Annotated in this window: 20 protein-coding genes; 10 read left to right on the plus strand and 10 right to left on the minus strand. The window is 28.7% G+C overall.

Annotated features, from left to right (window positions below; translation table 11 throughout):
* Window positions 1-40 precede the first annotated feature (40 nt).
* Genes CAMP18497_RS04235 through CAMP18497_RS04245 form a run of 3 tightly spaced genes read left to right on the plus strand, consistent with a single transcriptional unit; the run spans window position 41 to window position 2,886 of the window.
* Window positions 41-1,387, plus strand: a complete 1,347-nt coding sequence (locus CAMP18497_RS04235) for a hypothetical protein (RefSeq protein ID WP_337212655.1) — start codon at window positions 41-43, stop codon at window positions 1,385-1,387.
* Between the two features lie 9 nt (window positions 1,388-1,396).
* Window positions 1,397-2,017 (plus strand): penicillin-binding protein activator LpoB, encoded by a 621-nt coding sequence (gene lpoB, locus CAMP18497_RS04240; RefSeq protein ID WP_337212657.1) that lies wholly within the window; start codon window positions 1,397-1,399, stop codon window positions 2,015-2,017.
* Entirely contained in the window at window positions 2,011-2,886 is an 876-nt protein-coding gene (locus tag CAMP18497_RS04245; RefSeq protein WP_337212659.1) for a hypothetical protein, read from the plus strand. Before lpoB ends, CAMP18497_RS04245 begins: the two co-directional genes overlap by 7 nt.
* Here the strand turns inward: CAMP18497_RS04245 and CAMP18497_RS04250 are convergent.
* Window positions 2,870-3,727 (minus strand): radical SAM/SPASM domain-containing protein, encoded by an 858-nt coding sequence (locus CAMP18497_RS04250; protein ID WP_337212661.1) that lies wholly within the window; start codon window positions 3,725-3,727, stop codon window positions 2,870-2,872. The two genes, CAMP18497_RS04245 and CAMP18497_RS04250, sit on opposite strands and share 17 nt — an antisense overlap.
* A complete protein-coding gene (gene mutY, locus CAMP18497_RS04255) occupies window positions 3,717-4,760 on the minus strand; it encodes an A/G-specific adenine glycosylase (protein ID WP_337212755.1) in 1,044 nt (347 codons plus the stop codon). Before mutY ends, CAMP18497_RS04250 begins: the two co-directional genes overlap by 11 nt.
* 75 nt (window positions 4,761-4,835) lie before the next feature.
* Here mutY and CAMP18497_RS04260 point away from each other — a divergent pair, with 75 nt between their 5' ends.
* The 6 genes from CAMP18497_RS04260 to CAMP18497_RS04285 all read left to right on the plus strand — a co-directional run bounded on the left by CAMP18497_RS04260 (window position 4,836) and on the right by CAMP18497_RS04285 (window position 9,062).
* Window positions 4,836-5,588 (plus strand): SIMPL domain-containing protein, encoded by a 753-nt coding sequence (locus CAMP18497_RS04260; RefSeq protein WP_337212663.1) that lies wholly within the window; start codon window positions 4,836-4,838, stop codon window positions 5,586-5,588.
* 62 nt (window positions 5,589-5,650) lie between these two features.
* A complete protein-coding gene (locus tag CAMP18497_RS04265; protein WP_337212665.1) occupies window positions 5,651-6,073 on the plus strand; it encodes a DUF1104 domain-containing protein in 423 nt (140 codons plus the stop codon).
* A gap of 1 nt (window position 6,074) precedes the next feature.
* On the plus strand, window positions 6,075-6,761 hold the full coding sequence (locus tag CAMP18497_RS04270) for a response regulator transcription factor (RefSeq protein ID WP_337212667.1): 687 nt from the start codon (window positions 6,075-6,077) through the stop codon (window positions 6,759-6,761).
* On the plus strand, window positions 6,751-8,058 hold the full coding sequence (locus CAMP18497_RS04275) for a sensor histidine kinase (RefSeq protein ID WP_337212669.1): 1,308 nt from the start codon (window positions 6,751-6,753) through the stop codon (window positions 8,056-8,058). Before CAMP18497_RS04270 ends, CAMP18497_RS04275 begins: the two co-directional genes overlap by 11 nt.
* A gap of 8 nt (window positions 8,059-8,066) precedes the next feature.
* Entirely contained in the window at window positions 8,067-8,756 is a 690-nt protein-coding gene (gene ung / locus CAMP18497_RS04280) for a uracil-DNA glycosylase (protein ID WP_337212671.1), read from the plus strand.
* 48 nt (window positions 8,757-8,804) lie between these two features.
* The gene (locus CAMP18497_RS04285) at window positions 8,805-9,062 is read left to right on the plus strand and encodes a TFIIB-type zinc ribbon-containing protein (RefSeq protein ID WP_337212673.1); all 258 of its coding nucleotides are present in this window, start codon (window positions 8,805-8,807) and stop codon (window positions 9,060-9,062) included.
* Between the two features lie 20 nt (window positions 9,063-9,082).
* Here CAMP18497_RS04285 and CAMP18497_RS04290 read toward each other — a convergent pair whose 3' ends face one another.
* Together CAMP18497_RS04290 and CAMP18497_RS04295 are read right to left on the minus strand one after the other, a co-directional pair.
* On the minus strand, window positions 9,083-9,919 hold the full coding sequence (locus tag CAMP18497_RS04290; protein ID WP_337212675.1) for an ATP-binding protein: 837 nt from the start codon (window positions 9,917-9,919) through the stop codon (window positions 9,083-9,085).
* Window positions 9,920-9,984: 65 nt separating this feature from the next.
* Window positions 9,985-10,863 (minus strand): helix-turn-helix domain-containing protein, encoded by an 879-nt coding sequence (locus tag CAMP18497_RS04295; protein ID WP_337212677.1) that lies wholly within the window; start codon window positions 10,861-10,863, stop codon window positions 9,985-9,987.
* Window positions 10,864-10,976: 113 nt separating this feature from the next.
* Between CAMP18497_RS04295 and CAMP18497_RS04300 the strand changes: the two genes are divergently transcribed.
* A complete protein-coding gene (locus CAMP18497_RS04300) occupies window positions 10,977-11,516 on the plus strand; it encodes a superoxide dismutase family protein (RefSeq protein WP_263675564.1) in 540 nt (179 codons plus the stop codon).
* Window positions 11,517-11,550: 34 nt separating this feature from the next.
* Here CAMP18497_RS04300 and CAMP18497_RS04305 read toward each other — a convergent pair whose 3' ends face one another.
* From CAMP18497_RS04305 to tkt, 6 genes are read right to left on the minus strand one after another with little or no spacing between them, the layout of a single operon-like run.
* A complete protein-coding gene (locus CAMP18497_RS04305; RefSeq protein ID WP_337212679.1) occupies window positions 11,551-12,072 on the minus strand; it encodes a flagellar FLiS export co-chaperone in 522 nt (173 codons plus the stop codon).
* 42 nt (window positions 12,073-12,114) lie between these two features.
* Window positions 12,115-12,705 carry an ABC-type transport auxiliary lipoprotein family protein gene (locus CAMP18497_RS04310; RefSeq protein ID WP_337212681.1) on the minus strand — a complete coding sequence of 197 codons (591 nt, stop codon included), beginning with the start codon at window positions 12,703-12,705 and terminating at the stop codon, window positions 12,115-12,117.
* A gap of 1 nt (window position 12,706) precedes the next feature.
* Window positions 12,707-13,534: an MlaD family protein gene (locus tag CAMP18497_RS04315; protein WP_337212683.1), complete on the minus strand. Its 828-nt coding sequence runs from the start codon at window positions 13,532-13,534 to the stop codon at window positions 12,707-12,709.
* The gene (locus CAMP18497_RS04320) at window positions 13,534-14,256 is read right to left on the minus strand and encodes an ABC transporter ATP-binding protein (RefSeq protein ID WP_263676909.1); all 723 of its coding nucleotides are present in this window, start codon (window positions 14,254-14,256) and stop codon (window positions 13,534-13,536) included. Before CAMP18497_RS04320 ends, CAMP18497_RS04315 begins: the two co-directional genes overlap by 1 nt.
* The gene (locus CAMP18497_RS04325) at window positions 14,253-15,353 is read right to left on the minus strand and encodes an MlaE family lipid ABC transporter permease subunit (protein ID WP_442867772.1); all 1,101 of its coding nucleotides are present in this window, start codon (window positions 15,351-15,353) and stop codon (window positions 14,253-14,255) included. Before CAMP18497_RS04325 ends, CAMP18497_RS04320 begins: the two co-directional genes overlap by 4 nt.
* Window position 15,354: 1 nt before the next feature.
* Window positions 15,355-17,259, minus strand: a complete 1,905-nt coding sequence (tkt, locus tag CAMP18497_RS04330; protein ID WP_337212688.1) for a transketolase — start codon at window positions 17,257-17,259, stop codon at window positions 15,355-15,357.
* Window position 17,260 lies beyond the last annotated feature (1 nt).

Genomic DNA, 17,260 nt, shown 5'->3' on the forward strand with positions numbered 1-17,260 from the left:
TATAACTTATTTTTTTAAATTTACACTAAAAAGGGATTTTATGAAGCTTTTTTACTCTTGTTTTTATCTTTTTATTTTACTTTTTTTAAGTGCTTGTTCAAATCATGCTAATGTTAATTTATCTTATGAAAAAGCCTTTATAAACAAACAATGTGATGAAAATATCCTAGCTTTAAAAAATGCAGATAAAGACACCATATATACAGGGTTAAATTTAGCTTCTTTAGCAAGAGTTTGCAAAGATTATGAAAAAAGTAATGCTTTTTTTGATAAAGCAGAAGAAGCTTATAAATATGATGTAGATTTACAAAATGGGCTTCAAAAAGCCACTAGAAATTTTAGTGAAATTTTACTTAATGATACCATCAATGACTATCAAGGTTATTTTTATGAAAGGATTATGCTAAATACTTACAAAGGTTTAAATTATATGAGCTTAGGTGATTTTAAAAACGCAAGAGTAGAGTTTAACCGAGCTTTATACAGACAAGATAGAATGAAAGAATATTTTTATGATTATATACAAAAAGCTCAAGAAGAATACCAAAAAGAACTTCAAAAAGATAAAAAAATATACACAAGTTTTCAGCAAAATTTAAACCCTATCTATAAACAATATGACAATCTTCTTAGCACATTTAACGCAAATAAAAATTATACTAATATCTATGCTAGCTATCTTAGTGCTTTATTTTTCTTTTTTGATAAAGATTATATTAAAGCTTATGAGCTTTTAAAAGAAGTAGCATTAAGCAATATGAAAAACAAACAACTTCAAAAGCAATTTCAAGTATTTGAAAAATTCACTCATTTAAAAACATCCTTCCCTCAACAAAAATATATTTTTATCATTTATGAAAATGGTTTTAGCGCTACAAAAGAAGAATTTAATCTTACTTTGCCATTTGTTTTTAATGATAATCTTGCAAATATTAGCGTAGCTTTTGCTTATTTAAAATCAAGAAATGCTTCTTATAAATTCTTGCAAAGCCAAGATGAAAAAACTCAAAATTTAATTTATTTTGATGATATTATAGCAAGTGAATTTAAAACTCTTTTACCCTCTATGGTAATGAAAACCCTAGCTTCAAGCGCGCTTAAAACTTCAATTAATTTGGCCATAGCTAATAATGACTCTAGTGGTTTTTTATCATTTATTAGCACTGTTAGCACTGCTTTAATTAACAAAGCAGATCTTAGAATGTGGCAAGCTTTACCAAAAAGTGCTAGTATTTTAATGCTAAAAAATGAAGGTTTAGTTAAAATTTATGATGATAAAGAAAAAATAATCTTTGAAGATGCGTTGGAAAAAGATAAAAATTATATTGTACTTATAAGATCTTTTGTACCAAGTTCAAATATTATTTATAAAATTAAAGAACAATAAGGAGATAAAATGAAAAAAAGTTTATTTTTTATGATTTTTGCACTTTTAGTTTTCAGTGCTTGCTCTTCACAGCCAAAATATACCGATGGTAAAGCTTCTCAAAAAGTACAAGGCGATGCACTTACTTTGGGACTTGATAGAGAAGATTTTGAAAAAACTGCCGAAGATATGATACAAAGCTTACTTAGTGATCCTGCTTTTGCAAATTTAAATAGCTCTAATAGAAAAGTTGTTGCCATAGGAAAAATCATCAATGACACCCCACAAAGAATAGACACAGACAAACTCACTTCAAAAATTACCATAGCATTAAGAAAATCTGGAAAATTTATACTAACAACCGCTATAGCAGCAGGCGGAGCAAAAGATAGCTTATCTCATGATGTAAGAGACTTAAGAGACAATGAAGAATTTAATCAAAACTCCATTGCTAAAAAAGGCACACTTTTAGCTCCAAATTTCTCACTTTCAGGTAAAATCAGACAAGATACTGTCAAACTTTACAATGGCAAAATTCAAACCGAGTATTTTTTCCATTTAATTCTTACGGATTTAACTAGTGGATTAGCCTTTTGGGAAGATGAAAAAACCATCAATAAAACAGGCAAAGGCAAAAGTGTAACATGGTAAAAAAACTACTAATTCTTTTTTTAACCCTCGTTTGTCTTTGTCAAGCACAAAGTGCTTTAAACAAAGAAAGCTATGGCGAGGGTTTTGGAAATACAAGAAGTGAAGCAATAAAAAATGCTATCAATGAAGCTCTAGGAAAAATGGAAGGTTTAAAACAAGTCAAACTTAAAAAATTTGAATTTAATTTTAATGGAAATTTTAATATAGGCTATGATGAGGAAATTGATTTTGTTAGTAATGGAGTTTTTAATAGTTATGATATTAAATCTTTAACTCAAACAAATCAAAATGAATTTCATGCAAAAGTTGTAATTTATAAAAAACTTTACAATGAAAAAAACCTTGAGGATAAAAGTTCGCTAATTATCATCAACAAAGTTAAAGATGAGCTTTCGGCTAAATTTGAACAAGAACTTTTAAGCGTTTTACTCCAAAGTAAAAAATTTAGAATTTTAGATAGAGCAAATCTTGATCTTTATAATCAAGAAAAATCTTTGCTTATAAAAAATGCAAGTGATGATGAACTTGTTAAACTTTACAATGTTTTGGGTGCTGATTTTTTACTCATTTTAAATCCTAAAATAAAACAAACTCAAAATGAAATTAGCACTCAAACTTATAATATTAACATTGACTATCGTTTGATAGAATTTGCTACAACTCAAATCAAAGCTTCTAATACTTTAGAGTTTAAAATGAGTTCTACAAGTAATTCAAGCAAACAAAAAGCCCTTAGAGGTATTGCTACAAAAATTACAGAAGATATTTTTAAACATTCTAAAGACAATGACAAAGAAGAAGAAATAGAGCAAGGTTTAGATGTAAACTATCAAATCAACAATGAAGGTGGGGTTAATTTAGGTTTTTAGCCTCTAAAAACTCACACCTTTTACAAAGCTCAGCTTTTAAATTTCCTTGCTTAAAACCTTCTTTTAATTCTATATATAAAGAGGAATTTAAAAGCTCACTAAAATCTTTTTCAAAACAATTTCCAAGTTTTATATCCCCTTTAACATCCAAACAACAAGGCACTAAAGTTCCATCACTTAAAATAGCAATTTGTCCATTTAAAGCATGACAACACCCCTTCTCTCTAACAACCTCATCTTTTAAAGAAGGCCATTTAAAAAGTCTAGCTTGGTGTAAGATAATATGCCTTTCTAGGCGATTTTTAGTTTTTTGCTTTTGAATTTTTATTTTAAAAATTTGTTCTAAAAAATCATAAATTTTCTCATTTTCCAAAGGTGGGTTGAAATTTTTATCTAAATTCCAAAGTCTTAAGTTGATAAAAGAATTATTTTTATTTTCTAAGTGTAAAAAAATAAGTTTCAAAATAGGCTCAAAGTATTCTTTTAAGCTCATTTTACTTTGAGATAAAAAAGCACCCAAAGAGATATTAATTTGGTGGATATTTTTAAAACTTAAAACAAGGTTGATTTTTTCTTCATCAAAATAAAACCCACTCGTAGTAAGCTCTATTTGCATATTAAATTTTAAAGCTATTTCTAAATATTCTTTTAAATTTAAAACCCTTAAAGGATCTCCAAGCACATGGAAAGTAAAAAGCTTGGCATGATTATGCACACTTTTGCAAATTTTTTCAAAGTCTTCAAGGCTCATTTGTTTTCTTTGGGCTTTTTGACTAGGACAAAAATCACATTTTAAACCACAAATATCACTTAATTCTATATAAATTTTCTCAAAATACATAATCACTCTTTTTAAAAAGCTCAAATGCTTTTAAAGCAAGTTTTGAAAGCGTGATATACTCTAATTCTTTATAAGCAAAAGCTTTAGCTTGAAAGTCTTCAAAATCATCATCTTTTAAAAAATATACCTTAGCATTGATTTTATATTTGGTATAAGAATGCTTAAATTCTCCTATAAATTTTGCTTTTTTTTGGTTTTTGTATTCTAAAAAATTATATAAATTAAAATACAACTTTTCTTGACTCTTAATGAGTAAAAACTGCTCATTTTTTTGCACTATAAGTATTTTTAAAATAGTATTTTCGTATTGAATTTTTTTAGTTGGGTTAAATTTTTCATATTCATTTTTTCCACCACAAAAGTCTTTTAAAGGACAAATTTCACATTTTGCATTTTTAGGCAAGCAAACCAAAGCCCCTATATCTAACAAAGCTTGGTTATGATCAAATGCATTATCATAGTTTAAAAATTCTTTTGCCTTTTGTGTTAAAAGTTTAGAATTTGGATTTTGCAAACTATAAAATCTACTCAAAACTCTTTTTATATTTGCATCCACAAAAGACTTAGCTTGCAAAAAACCAAAACAAGCTATAGCACCAGCTGTATATTCTCCAATACCAGGAAGCTTTTGAAGCTCTTTAATATCAAATGGTAATTTTGCATTAAATTCTTGCGCACAAATTTTTGCACATTTGTGCATATTTCTAGCTCTAGTATAATACCCAAGTCCTTGCCAAGCTTTTAAAACCTCATCTTCACTTGCCATAGAAAGCGCTTTTAAAGAAGGAAATTTAGCTAAAAACTGAAAATAATAATTTTGCAAAACACTCTTTACCTGAGTTTGTTGCAACATAATCTCACTAACATAAACAGCATAAGCAATATCAATATTTTTTAATTTTTCTAAATCATCTGCTTTAGCGTATTTTTTATACTCATCATGCAAAATACGCCAGGGAAGACTTTTCCTACCATTTTGATCATACCATTTCAAAATATTTTCATGAATTTTTTGCATTAAGACTTTCTTTATTTTTAAAAAAATTATACAATCTATTCTTAAAGGCTTTATGTTAAAATAAAAAAATATTTTTAAAAAGGAGCAAAAATGAAAAGTTTTTTAAAAGGCTTGGGTTTAGGATTACTTTGTTTAGTATTATTTGTGCTAGGAGTGATTTTTAACACTGAATTTTTAGGCTTAAAAAATCATAATAAACAAAATATAGAATTTTCAAGAAATATAGAAGTATCTAATGAAATTATGCCAAATATCTTCAATGCTACTTTAAATTTTAATGCCAGCGAAGAACTTAGTAAAAAAACTATTGTTTCTAGTGAAGAAAAAAATCATATTGCTAAAACATTTAAAGAAATCTCAGATCGTATTGCTAAAGAAAATTATTGCAAAGGTGGAAGTTATACTTTAGAGCCAAATTATAATTATTATCAAGGAGTAAAAACGCTAAATGGATATAGATTGCACTCTAATTTTACTTGCCAAATTCCGCAAAATAAAATTAAAGACTATGAAAATCTTATAAAAGATATAGAAAGTATTAGCACTACTAATGCTTTAATTTCTTTTAACACCAAAGCTTTGCAAGCTGGCTTTGATGAGACTATTTTAGAAGCAAACAAAGAAGATTTATATGATCTTGCATTTAAAAAAGCTTTTGAAAAGGCTCAATATTATTCTAAAACTCTAGCAAAAACTTGCGCGATAAAAAACATTCATTTTGATAGTTACAACATCAAACACAATGCTCCAAGTTTAGCAGCTAGTGCAGATAGCATTGTATTGCCTATTATTAAAAGTGAAAAACAAAACTTAAGAGCTAATGTGCTTTTTGTTTGTCAATAAATTTCATTTTGGCTTTATTTTGAGCTTTTATAATTTCTCATCATTAATTTAAAGGAGAAACAATGAAAAAAATTATAAGTTTATTTATAGTGGGTTCTTTAGCTGCTTCATTTGCCATAGGAGCTGATTTTTCCAAAAAAAGCAATGATGAGATTTTAAATCTTGCAAAAACCGTTAGCGCGCAAGATCAAGCTGATTTGGTTATAGAAATGAAAAAAAGAATGAATGAGATGAAATACAAAGATGCAAGAGATTTTCATCAACAATTTAGAACTAATTTGCGCGAAAATATCTCTAAACTTTCTGCGCAAGAAAGAAACCAAAGAAAGGCTATTGTTCAAGAAGACATGCAAAAACTAACTGATGAAATGAGCGGCAAAGAAATAAGAGAGTTAAATTTGCATCAGCATGGTAAAAATTCACACAAAACACACAAAATGGATCATCAAAACCATGGAAGCCATGCAAATTGTCCAATGAGATAAAATGGCGGCAAAAATCCTACTCTTAGAAGATGATTTAAGTTTAAATGAAATTATAAATGAAGCTTTAAATGATGAGGGTTTTAAAGTCTCTTGTGTATTTGATGCACAAGAGGCACTAGAAAAAGCTTATGAAGAAAATTTTGATCTTTGGATTTTTGATGTTAAAGTCCCAAAAGGTAATGGTTTTGAAGTTTTAAAAGAATTAAGAGAAAGTGGTAAAAACACCCCTGCTATATTTTTAACTTCTTTATCTATGCTTGATGATGTAAAACAAGGATTTTTATCAGGCTGTGATGATTATATTAAAAAGCCTTTTGATATAGATGAATTAATTATCCGTGTAAAAAATATCATTAAAAGAAATTTTAGCCACCAAAAAGAAGATTTGATTTTACTTAGCTCTTCAAAAAATATTTCTTTTGATCCACTCAATAAAACTCTTTATCAAGATAAAACAATCATCAATCTTACCAACAAAGAAAAAGAACTTTTAGCTTTACTTTTTAAAAAACGTCCACATTTTGTAAGCATAGAAACCATTTTTGATGAAATTTGGAGTTTAGATGAAGAACCTGTAATTATGAGCCTTAGAGTTTATGTGAAAAATTTAAGAAAAATTCTTGGTAAAGATCTTATCATCAATCAAAGAAACATAGGTTATGCCATAAGGCTAGAAAATGAAAAGTGAAAATTTTAATAATACTATTTTTAAAATTCTAGCTCTTTATATCATCACAAGTGGTACTTTTCTTACAATTTTTTTTATTACTTTTTATCAAAAAGAAGCTAGCTATATACGCTTAAACCAATTAACACATATGTATACTCATCACAATTACATCTTGCAAAATATTATAGAGTCAAAACATAATCAAATTTCATTAGACAAAATCAACTTCACAGAAATTTCTGATAAACTCAACACTTCCTTTGCTATTATCTTAGATCAAGAAGTCATTTTTAGTAATCTTTCATTTGATGCTATAAATATTTTCAATCATTTAAAAAACAACGACTTTATCTACAGCAGAGATAAAAAATTATTTATAGATTTTTTAAGAATTCGCAATCTTGATACTTATATAGATAGAACTGATATGAAAAAACCTAGACATTATTTTAAATTTTTAAAACACAGAAATATTCATATCATTATAGAAACTGATGATCTTGGTTTTAAAAAAGAACAATACCGCAAAGATAATTATAACAATCTAGACATCAATGATTTTGCCGATGAACTTTGGAAATTAAAATTAAAAACTATTTTTTATACGCTTATATGTATTTTACTACTTGCTATAATTGCTTATATACTCATCTTGCTTGTCTTTAAAAATATCAAAGAACAATTTAAAACACTCAATGATTTTATTAAAGACACCACGCACGAAATTAATACGCCTTTAAGTGTGATTTTAGCTAGTATTAAAAAATTTGATGATACAAATTTGAACCCAAATAACACTAAAAAACTAAACCATATCAAACTAGCAAGTAAAAATTTAAACCATATCTATCAAAATCTCATAGCCTTAAATTTTTTCTTACAAAAAGAAAATTTCAAAGAAGATATCAATTTAAAAGAGCTTTTAGAACAAAGGCTAGAATACTTTGAAACTTTAATCACACAAAAAAATCTCATCATTGAAAGAAATCTTTTAGAGCAAAGCTTTTATGTAAACAAAGAAGAAATACAAATTTTAATCGACAATATTTTAAGCAATGCTATAAAATACACCAATGCTCATAAAAAAATCTATATTTGTTTAAAAGAAAAAACACTTAGCATTAAAGATGAGGGTCAAGGTATGAGTGCTAAGGAAATATCTCAAATTTTTACACGCTATAAGCGCTTTAATCAAGACCAAGGTGGCTTTGGCATAGGTTTAAACTTAGTCAAGCAAATAGCTGATAAAAATAATATCAACATTAAAGTTTTAAGCAAAGAGAATGAAGGAAGTGAGTTTATACTTTCTTGGTAAGGATAAAAATGGATATTTGTTTAGAAAAAATAAAAATGGAACAAACTTGGAAAGAATTTTTAAAAGATGAGTTTTTAAAACCTTATTTTTTAGAGATAAAAACTCATTATATCAATGCCCTAAACGAAGGAAAAATCATATATCCACCAGCAAATTTAATCTTTAATGCTTTCAACCTAGCTCCTTTACAAGATTTAAAAATCATACTTTTAGGACAAGATCCTTATCATAACCCAAATCAAGCTATGGGTTTAAGCTTTAGTGTGCCGATGGGAGTTAGAATTCCTCCATCTTTGCTTAATATCTACAAAGAATTGCAAGATGATTTAAATATCCCTATAGCAAAACATGGTGATTTAAGCAAATGGGCTAAACAAGGAATTTTACTTTTAAACTCTATCTTAAGCGTAGAAGCAAACAAACCTGCTTCGCACGCGCATTTTGGTTGGCAAAAATTTACTGATGCGGTTATATCAAAACTTAGCAATGAAAAAGAGGGTTTGGTATTTTTACTTTGGGGAAATTATGCTAAAAACAAAAAAGTTTTAATCAATCCTCAAAAACACTTTATCCTAGAGGCAGCACATCCTTCGCCTTTAGCAAGAAATGCTTTTTTAGGTTGCAAACATTTTTCAAAAAGCAATGAAATTTTATTAAAACTTGACAAAAGTCCTATTGATTGGGATTTAAACTCATAATTTACTTTAAATCTATATACTTTAGGAAAATTTTTATAAAGGATTAATATGAATTGCCCAGTTTGTGCAAATACAGCTTTATTAATGAGTGAAAGAAATGGAGTTGAGATTGATTATTGTCCAAAATGTCGTGGCGTTTGGCTTGATCGTGGTGAACTTGATAAAATCATAGAAAGAAGTTCTTCTCAAAGCGCGCCACAACCATCTCATCAACAAAATTACAGCCAACAAGCAAACTATCATCACAATAATGGCTATAAATACAAGAAAAAAGAAAGTTGGCTTGGAGAATTATTTGACTTTTAAGCCTTTTGGCTTAAAAGTTTTTATAATTTTACTTTAATCAAGGCATTCTCTGCCATTTTTGGTACCCATAAATACTCACCATCAAAAAACATGTCTGCAGGACCTTTTATAGGGTTTAGATCTAGCTTTATCTCTTTGTTGTCTTTTAGAATATAAATATATCCTTGAAGATTTTTACCCCAGCTTGACACTAAAAGATTTTTATCTTTATCAAACACTACACCATCAAACTGTTCTATTTTGTTACTTAATTCTTGAATTTTCTTTGTGTTTAAATCAATGCTAATGATTTTTCCACCTGCTTTATCACTTGGATCATAACCTGCTACAAATAAAGTATTTTTTTCTATCAACAATCCATTTGGGCCACCATATTTTAAATCTAAATGGATGAAATTTTCGTATTTTTTCTCTTTTAAAAATATTTTATGAATATATCCTGTACCTGTATCACTCACTAACAATGTATTATTATCCAAAACTGCTATATCATTTAAAAATACTGCATTTTTTATAGGGAGCTTGAAAATTTCTTTTTTACTTTTTACATCAAAACCATATAAAACATCAATATCTACAACATACAAAACATCAGCTATTTTAGACATACCCTTTGGAGCATTAAGGTTTTTGATAAATTCTAGTTCTACAACTTTTCCATCTTTGTCTAACTTTGAAATAAAACCATCATTATCTTTATTTAGTGGAGTCAATTCTTTTCCTACATTAGACACATAAACCGCACTTTCATCTACATATACACTTTCAGGATGTGCAAAACCTTTAAATTCTTGCACCTCTAAAGCATTTGCACTACAAAATGCAAATAAAGCTAAAGCTAAAATACTTTTTTTCATACTGTTACCTTTCTTAATTATTATTAGTAAATTTTAATATAATTTAAAATTAAAATCTATCACTTTTAAGACAAAAAATATAAGTTTTTTAATTTTTGCTCTTGTTTTGGTGTAATGCCATATCTTTTTTTATATCTTGCTATAAACCAAGCAGGGGAATTAAATCCAAGTTCATGGCAAATTTGAGTAATATTCTTAGTGGAAAATTCTAGTAAAAATTTAGCTTTTTCAAAACGCTTATTATCAAGCCATTCTTTAGGACTTATCCCAAAACTTTGTTTGAAATTACGACTAAAGCTTGCTATATCCATTTTACTAAATTTAGCCATAGAAGCCACATTTTCAAAATCATTTTTACAATACGCAAACATCTGATAAAGATCTAATTTAAAACCACTTAAAATTGCTTTTAAAAAGGCTAAAAATTCTGCGTTGTCTTCACTATATAGTAAAGATAAAAATAATTCTTCAAATTTTAACTTAAGTAAATATTCGTTATTTTTAGAAGTGTTTATATAAGGTAAAAATGATTGAAAAATACTCTTAGTTACAAAATCTGATTTTAAACTAAATAAACTTTTAGAATACTCTAAAGAGCTTAATTTAGAAATTAAATCTTGATATTTAAAAACAAGCTCTATCAAAATACTCTCTTTAAAACATAAAATAACAGACTTATAAGTATTTTCACTATTTAAATAATCTCTAATAGAAAAGGAATTTTTTGTAAAAAAAATAATTTCATCTTTGCTTGCCTTAAAATGATTATCAATAGTATAAATACTTTTAGAACCCTCTAATATAAAAACCAAAGCATAGTCTTTAAATACAACTTCTTGATTTTTATCATTTGAAGAATTTTTTTGATAATAACACAAAGAAAATAAAGAATTTTCTAACACATTGAAACTAACTTTATCAAAGTCTTTTGGAAAAACTAACATTTTGACCTTTTTATAAGTTTTTTGATTATTGTATTTTATAAAAAATAATAAAAAATAATTTTTCATTAAAAATATATGCTACAATAAAATAATTTTTAACAAAAGGAGAGAAAATGAAAAAAATTATACTAGGTTCTTTACTAGCATCAAGTTTTTTAATTGGAGCAAATTTGGAAAATTTTGATCCAAAAGCACAAAAAGATCATTTAGTTATCAAAATGGAAATTCTTGATAAAAATGCCAACAAAAATGCAGGTGAAGTTGTAGCAGTACAAACTCCTTATGGAGTGGCATTTTACCCAAATCTTCAAGGTTTAGAAAGTGGAATTCATGGTTTTCATGTTCATGCAAACGCTGATTGTGGAGCAACTGATAAAGGTTTGGGTATGAAAGCTGGTGGTCACTGGGATCCTGAAAAAACTGACGCACATTCAAGCCCATGGGATGATAAAGGCCACAGAGGTGATTTACCACCACTTTATGTAGAAAAAGATGGTAAAGCAACTAATCCTGTATTAGCACCAAAAATCAAAACACTTAATGAGCTTAAAAACCACTCTTTAATGATACATTTTGGAGGAGACAATCATAGCGATCATCCTGCAGCGCTTGGTGGCGGTGGCGCTAGAATGGCTTGTGGGGTAATTAAATAAAAAACACATACTAAAGGCTTTTTAGCCTTTAGTATTATTTAAAAAGCTTAGTAAAATCAAAATCTTTCATAAAATCGTGGCTTGATCCGCCAAAACTTTGACTAGGACTATAAGTAGCAATAGCCACTGCAAGCTCACTAAGCATAGAAGCTATTTCTTCTCTTTTATCTACTATATAAGCTTTCATACCCTCATAATCACTAGTTTCTAGAATTTTTAAAGGGTTGCAAATTTCAAAAGCAAAAGCCTTTGAGCCTACATTTACATTATAATTATTATCAAATAAAGCATTGCCTAAAAATGAGCAATTATCTACTATTTTCAAACTTTCACTTGCGATTAATACTTTATCTTGCACATCTTCATAATTTTTATCTTCTAAAAGTTTTGAAATTTTTTTCAACGAAGAATCTAAAATTTGCAAAGCACCGACAAAATCATTTGCATCGGTAATATCTTCACTAAATTTTTGTGTTTGGTGTTTTAAATTCGCACCATCTATACTTGAACCTACTTGTCCTAAATGTTTTTGTAAGATTTCTAATTCATCTCTCATAATACGCCTTCCTTGTTATTGCTACAACAGGAAAAGCATTTTTTATTCCAAATTTTGATCTACCCAAACTCTAAAATCTTTAGCAAAAAGCAAAAAAACCTCATCATAATTTTGGATTAAAATTTGAGGATTATTATCATTTAATTCTTTTTCATAGTAAAAATACTTACTTGCTATAAGTTTTTTAGTGTTTATTTGCACCAAATTTAAATTAATGCCTAATTTTATTTTAGAATACACCTCATCGCTAAAATCTTGCTCTAAAATATCTACTTTACTTTCTAAAACATAATCAGCACTAGCTAGACTATCTTGGTTTAAAACCGCTTCAAATGCTTCTAAATCTTGCAAATGAAATTCCAAAAAAGTTTTAATCATCAAAGCAGGATTTTCTTTCCAAAAATGATAAGCATAAGCATTAACAACATGATCTTTTTTATAAAAAATTTCATTAGTATAAGCTAAGCCCTTAGGCAAAGAAACTATAATAGTTGCGTTTTTTTTATTTTGACTTTGCTCTAACTTTTCTAAATTAATACTAAAATATTTATTTGCAGGTAAAGTTTGACTTGGACTAATCAAAGAACAAGCACTAAAAAAAATAGCTACTAAACTAATATATAAAAATTTCATTTTATTCTCCTGGAGCATATTGAATGGCTTTATCTTTATAAATTACATCGGAAGGATTTTGTTTTAAATTTTTTAATAATTGCGTAAAATCTAAAAATAAAACTCTTAAAATATCTAAATTTTCATTCAAAAGCATTCTGCTTTTATTAAGCTCATTAAGTTGGCCATTAGCATTATTTAAAAAATTTGAAAATTCATCCGCGCTTTTACCAAGTTTAGAGCTTGTTTTATTTAAATTTTCTAAAAATGCTGGTGCATTAGTATTTAAATACGCAGAAAACTCGGATGTATTTTGTAAAATAGACTCTATATTTTTTAAATTTTTATCACTTAAAAGATTTTCTAGTTTAAGCTTTGAGACATTAATAAGCTCTAAAAGATTATTTGCTTGCTTATCTATGCTCGTAAAAAAACTTTCCTTTGATTTTATAATAGGATAAACATCATCATCTGCTTTTAAAACACTAGCTTCCTCACTACCCCCTGCAAGCTGAATAAACTTAAATCCTGTTATACCTTGAATTTGCAAACTTGCATAAGTATCTGTTTTAACCGCTAAACTAGAATCAAGCTTAACTAAAATTTTCACTCTTAGTTGCTTACTTGAACTATCTATGCTGATATTTTCAACACTACCAACATCAACCCCTAAAAATTTAACCGGAGCTTTGACGCTAAGCCCTGCAACTGATTCTTCCATATAAATTTCATAATATTTAAAAGATTTCTCATCTTTTAAATTCCCATACCACACTATAAAAAATAAGCTGATAAAAAATAATACACAAACAAAAATTCCGATCAAAATATAATTTGCTTTATTTTCCATTATTGCATAAACCTCTCATAAAGTCTTGGATTTTGCTCTTGCAAAGCCTCAACATTTCCCAAAAAACCAACTTTTTTATTCTCTATAATCAAAAAGCGATTTAATACATTTTTCATACTTTCTTTATCATGAGTAATTAAAACTACACATAATTTAAAGCTTTGTTTTAAACTCAAAAGCAACTCATCAAATTCTCTTGAACTATAAGGATCAAGCCCTGAAGTTGGCTCATCTAAAAAAAGCAATTTAGAATCAAGTGCCAAAGCTCTAGCTATGGCCACTCTTTTTTTCATACCTCCGCTTAATTCACTTGGATAAAGTTTTGCCACACTCTCATCAAGCCCTACCATCTTAAGCTTCATCATGGCTATTTCTTTGATATCGTTTTTGCTAAGTTTTGTATATTCAACCAAAGGTATGCTAATATTTTCAAGTATATTAAAAAAGCTAAATAATGCTCCATATTGAAAAACAACACCCCATTGTTTTTGCAAAAACAAAGCATCTTCATCACTTATATTTTTTAATCTCTTGCCTAAAATTTCATACTCGCCCTTATCAAAATGCTCAAGCATTAGCATTTGTCTTAAAAGTACAGATTTACCACTACCACTACCACCTAAAATGCCAAAAATTTCATTATCTTGCACTTCAAAACTAATATCCTCATGCACACATTTACTTCCAAAATAAGTGCTGATATTTTTAGCCTTTATAATCAAAATCCAGCCTTTGTTAAAAATACAGAAAAAATCGCATCAAAAGCTATCACCCAAAAAATAGCATTTACCACACTTTTTGTCGTATAAACACCTATGCTTTCAGTAGTTTTTTGCACAAAAAATCCCCTAAAACAAGCAATAGAAGCGATCAAAAATCCAAAAATAGGTGCCTTTATAAGCCCTATGATGATATGTTTTAGCTCCACTGCTTCTTTGAAACGACTCATAAACTCACTCGCACTAATTTCTAAACTAAACCAAGCAACTACAATTCCACCTATAATGCTTAAAATATCCGCCACTATTACCACTAAAGGCATGGCAAGCGCTAAAGCTAAAACTCTAGGTAAAATGATAAACTCACTTTCTTTAAAACCCATAGTTTTCATCGCATCAATTTCATCAGTGAGCTTCATCACTCCAATTTGAGCTGTATAAGAACTTGCACTCCTACCAGCTATAACAATAGCACTAATTAATGGTGCAAGCTCTCTAGTAGCAGAAATTCCCATTAAATCAACAATGTAAATATTAGCTCCAAACTGTGCAAGTTGATACGCAGCTTGATAAGCAAGTACCACACCCACAAGCAATGAAGTTAACATAATAATAGGCAAAGCATTAATAGCACTATTTTCTACATGATATAAAAATGCCTTAAAGCGAAGTTTTTTAGGATTTAAAAGTGTTTTAAAACAAGTATAAATGATAAGCCCTATGAAATTTAAAAACTGCACTAAAAGCGCAAAAGATTCAACAACATTTTTTCCTAAATTTTCAAAAAAATCTTTAAGTGTTTTTTTATCTTCATAAGAATTATAAAAGCTTTTATAGTTTTTTTGACAAAGTTCAAAAAGCTTAGCATGCTCACTTTTAAGATTTACTCTACTAAGCTCAAAACCTTTTTGCTTAAGTTCATTTTCTAAAGCTAGAAAATACCTAATCCCAGCAGTATCTATAAAATCTAAATTTGCATAATCAAAAATAATATTTTTTTGAGTAGGAAAGTCTAATTTTTCTAATTTTCCTACGCTAGTTTTATCCCATATACCAAAAACACTAAAAATGCATTCTTGATTTTTAATGTCTTTGATGATTTTATTTTTCATTACATAAACTTAAAACATATGAGCTTAATTTTTCCTCACTAAATCCAAAATGCTCAAATACATCTTTATCTTTACCACTCTCACCAAAACTTTCTATGCCATAAAGCTCATCACAAATTCTATAAAGTTCATTTGAATTTGCAGCTTCCACACCTATAACCTTACCTTGTAAAATTCTTTCTTTATAAGATTTTTCTTGAGCGATAAATAATTCATAACAAGGCATAGAAACTACATTAGCAATCACACCTTTTTCTTTTAAATTCTTAGCTACTTTTAAACACAATGATACTTCACTACCGCTTGCTAAAAGTGTAAATTGTGCATTTGCGTTTTCTTCTAATAAATAAGCTCCATTTTCCACATCTCCAAAAACAGGCTCACTTAAAGCACTTAATTTTTGACGTGATAAAACAAAAACACTTGGCATATTAGTTTTAAGTGCAATCTGCCATGCTTTTACATTTTCAACCCCATCAGCTACTCTAAATGTCAATGAATTTGGCATAGCTCTAAAAGTGCTAAGTTGCTCTATAGGTTGGTGTGTTGGGCCATCTTCGCCAACCCCTATGCTATCATGAGTAAAGATGAAAAAGTGTTTAACCCTCATCAAAGCTGCTATTCTTGCAGCAGGTTTTAAATACTCACTAAATATAAAAAAGGTAGCACAATAAGGCAAAAACAAACCATATCTAGCAAAAGCATTTGATATAGCAGCCATCGCATGCTCTCTTATGCCATAGTGGATATTTTTTCCATTTGGGAAATCGCCCATATCTTTTAGTTCAGTTTTATTTGATGGACCTAAATCTGCACTACCACCTAAAAATCCCGGTAAAGCTTTAGCGATAGCATTTAAAATCATACCATTGCTATCTCTAGTAGCTAAATCTTGTCCTTTAAAATCAGGAAATTGTATTTTTGAAAAATCAGGTTCTAAAAGCTCTTTTAATAAAGCTTGCTTTTCTGCATTTAAATTTTGCACTTTTTGATTCCACTTAGCTTGTGCTAAATCTCCAAGTTCTATTGCGGCATTAAAGCGAATTTTAACTTCTTCTGGAATTTCAAAAGTTTTTTGCGGATCAAAACCTAAAGCTTCTTTTGCTTTTTTAATAAGCTCTTCACCCAAAGGCGCTCCGTGAGAATGATGACTTCCTTCAAGCTCTAAAGCTCCTTTAGCTATGGTAGTATGAGCGATGATTAAGCAAGGCTTTTTGCTTTCTTTAGCTGTTTTTAATGCCAAATCAATTTGCTCAAAATCATGCCCATCTATCTCAAGCACTTCAAAATTTTGCGCTCTAAAACGCTCTTTTACATTTTCATTAAAGGCAATAGCCACATCACCTTCGATTGAAATATTATTACTATCATAAATGATGATTAAATTATCAAGTTTGTGAAGTCCTGCCAAAGAACAAGCTTCATAAGAAATTCCTTCTTGCAAATCCCCATCACCACATAAACAATATACTTTGTGATTGATAATATCCTCACCCAAAAGCAAACTTGCCTTTTTAGCTGCCATAGCAAAACCAACCGCATTTGCAATGCCTTGTCCTAAAGGCCCTGTGGCGATTTCAACACCTGGAGTAAAAATCTCAGGATGACCTGGGGTTTTAGAGTGTAATTGACGGAAATTTTTTAAATCCTCTAAACTTACATCATAGCCACTCAAATGCAAAAAGCTATAAAGCAAAGCACTAGCATGACCACCTGAAAAGACTAATCTATCGCGGTTTAACCATGTAGGATCTTTTGGATTATGCACTAAATGAGTACTTAAAACACTCATAATATCTGCTAAACCCATAGGTGCACCTGGATGGCCCGAATTTGCTTTTTGTATCATATCCGCACATAAAAATCTTATAGTGTTGGCTTGTTTTTGTAACATT

This window comes from Campylobacter sp. W0066.1 (assembly GCF_024723635.1).
In the GTDB taxonomy this organism is placed as follows: domain Bacteria; phylum Campylobacterota; class Campylobacteria; order Campylobacterales; family Campylobacteraceae; genus Campylobacter_D; species Campylobacter_D lari_C.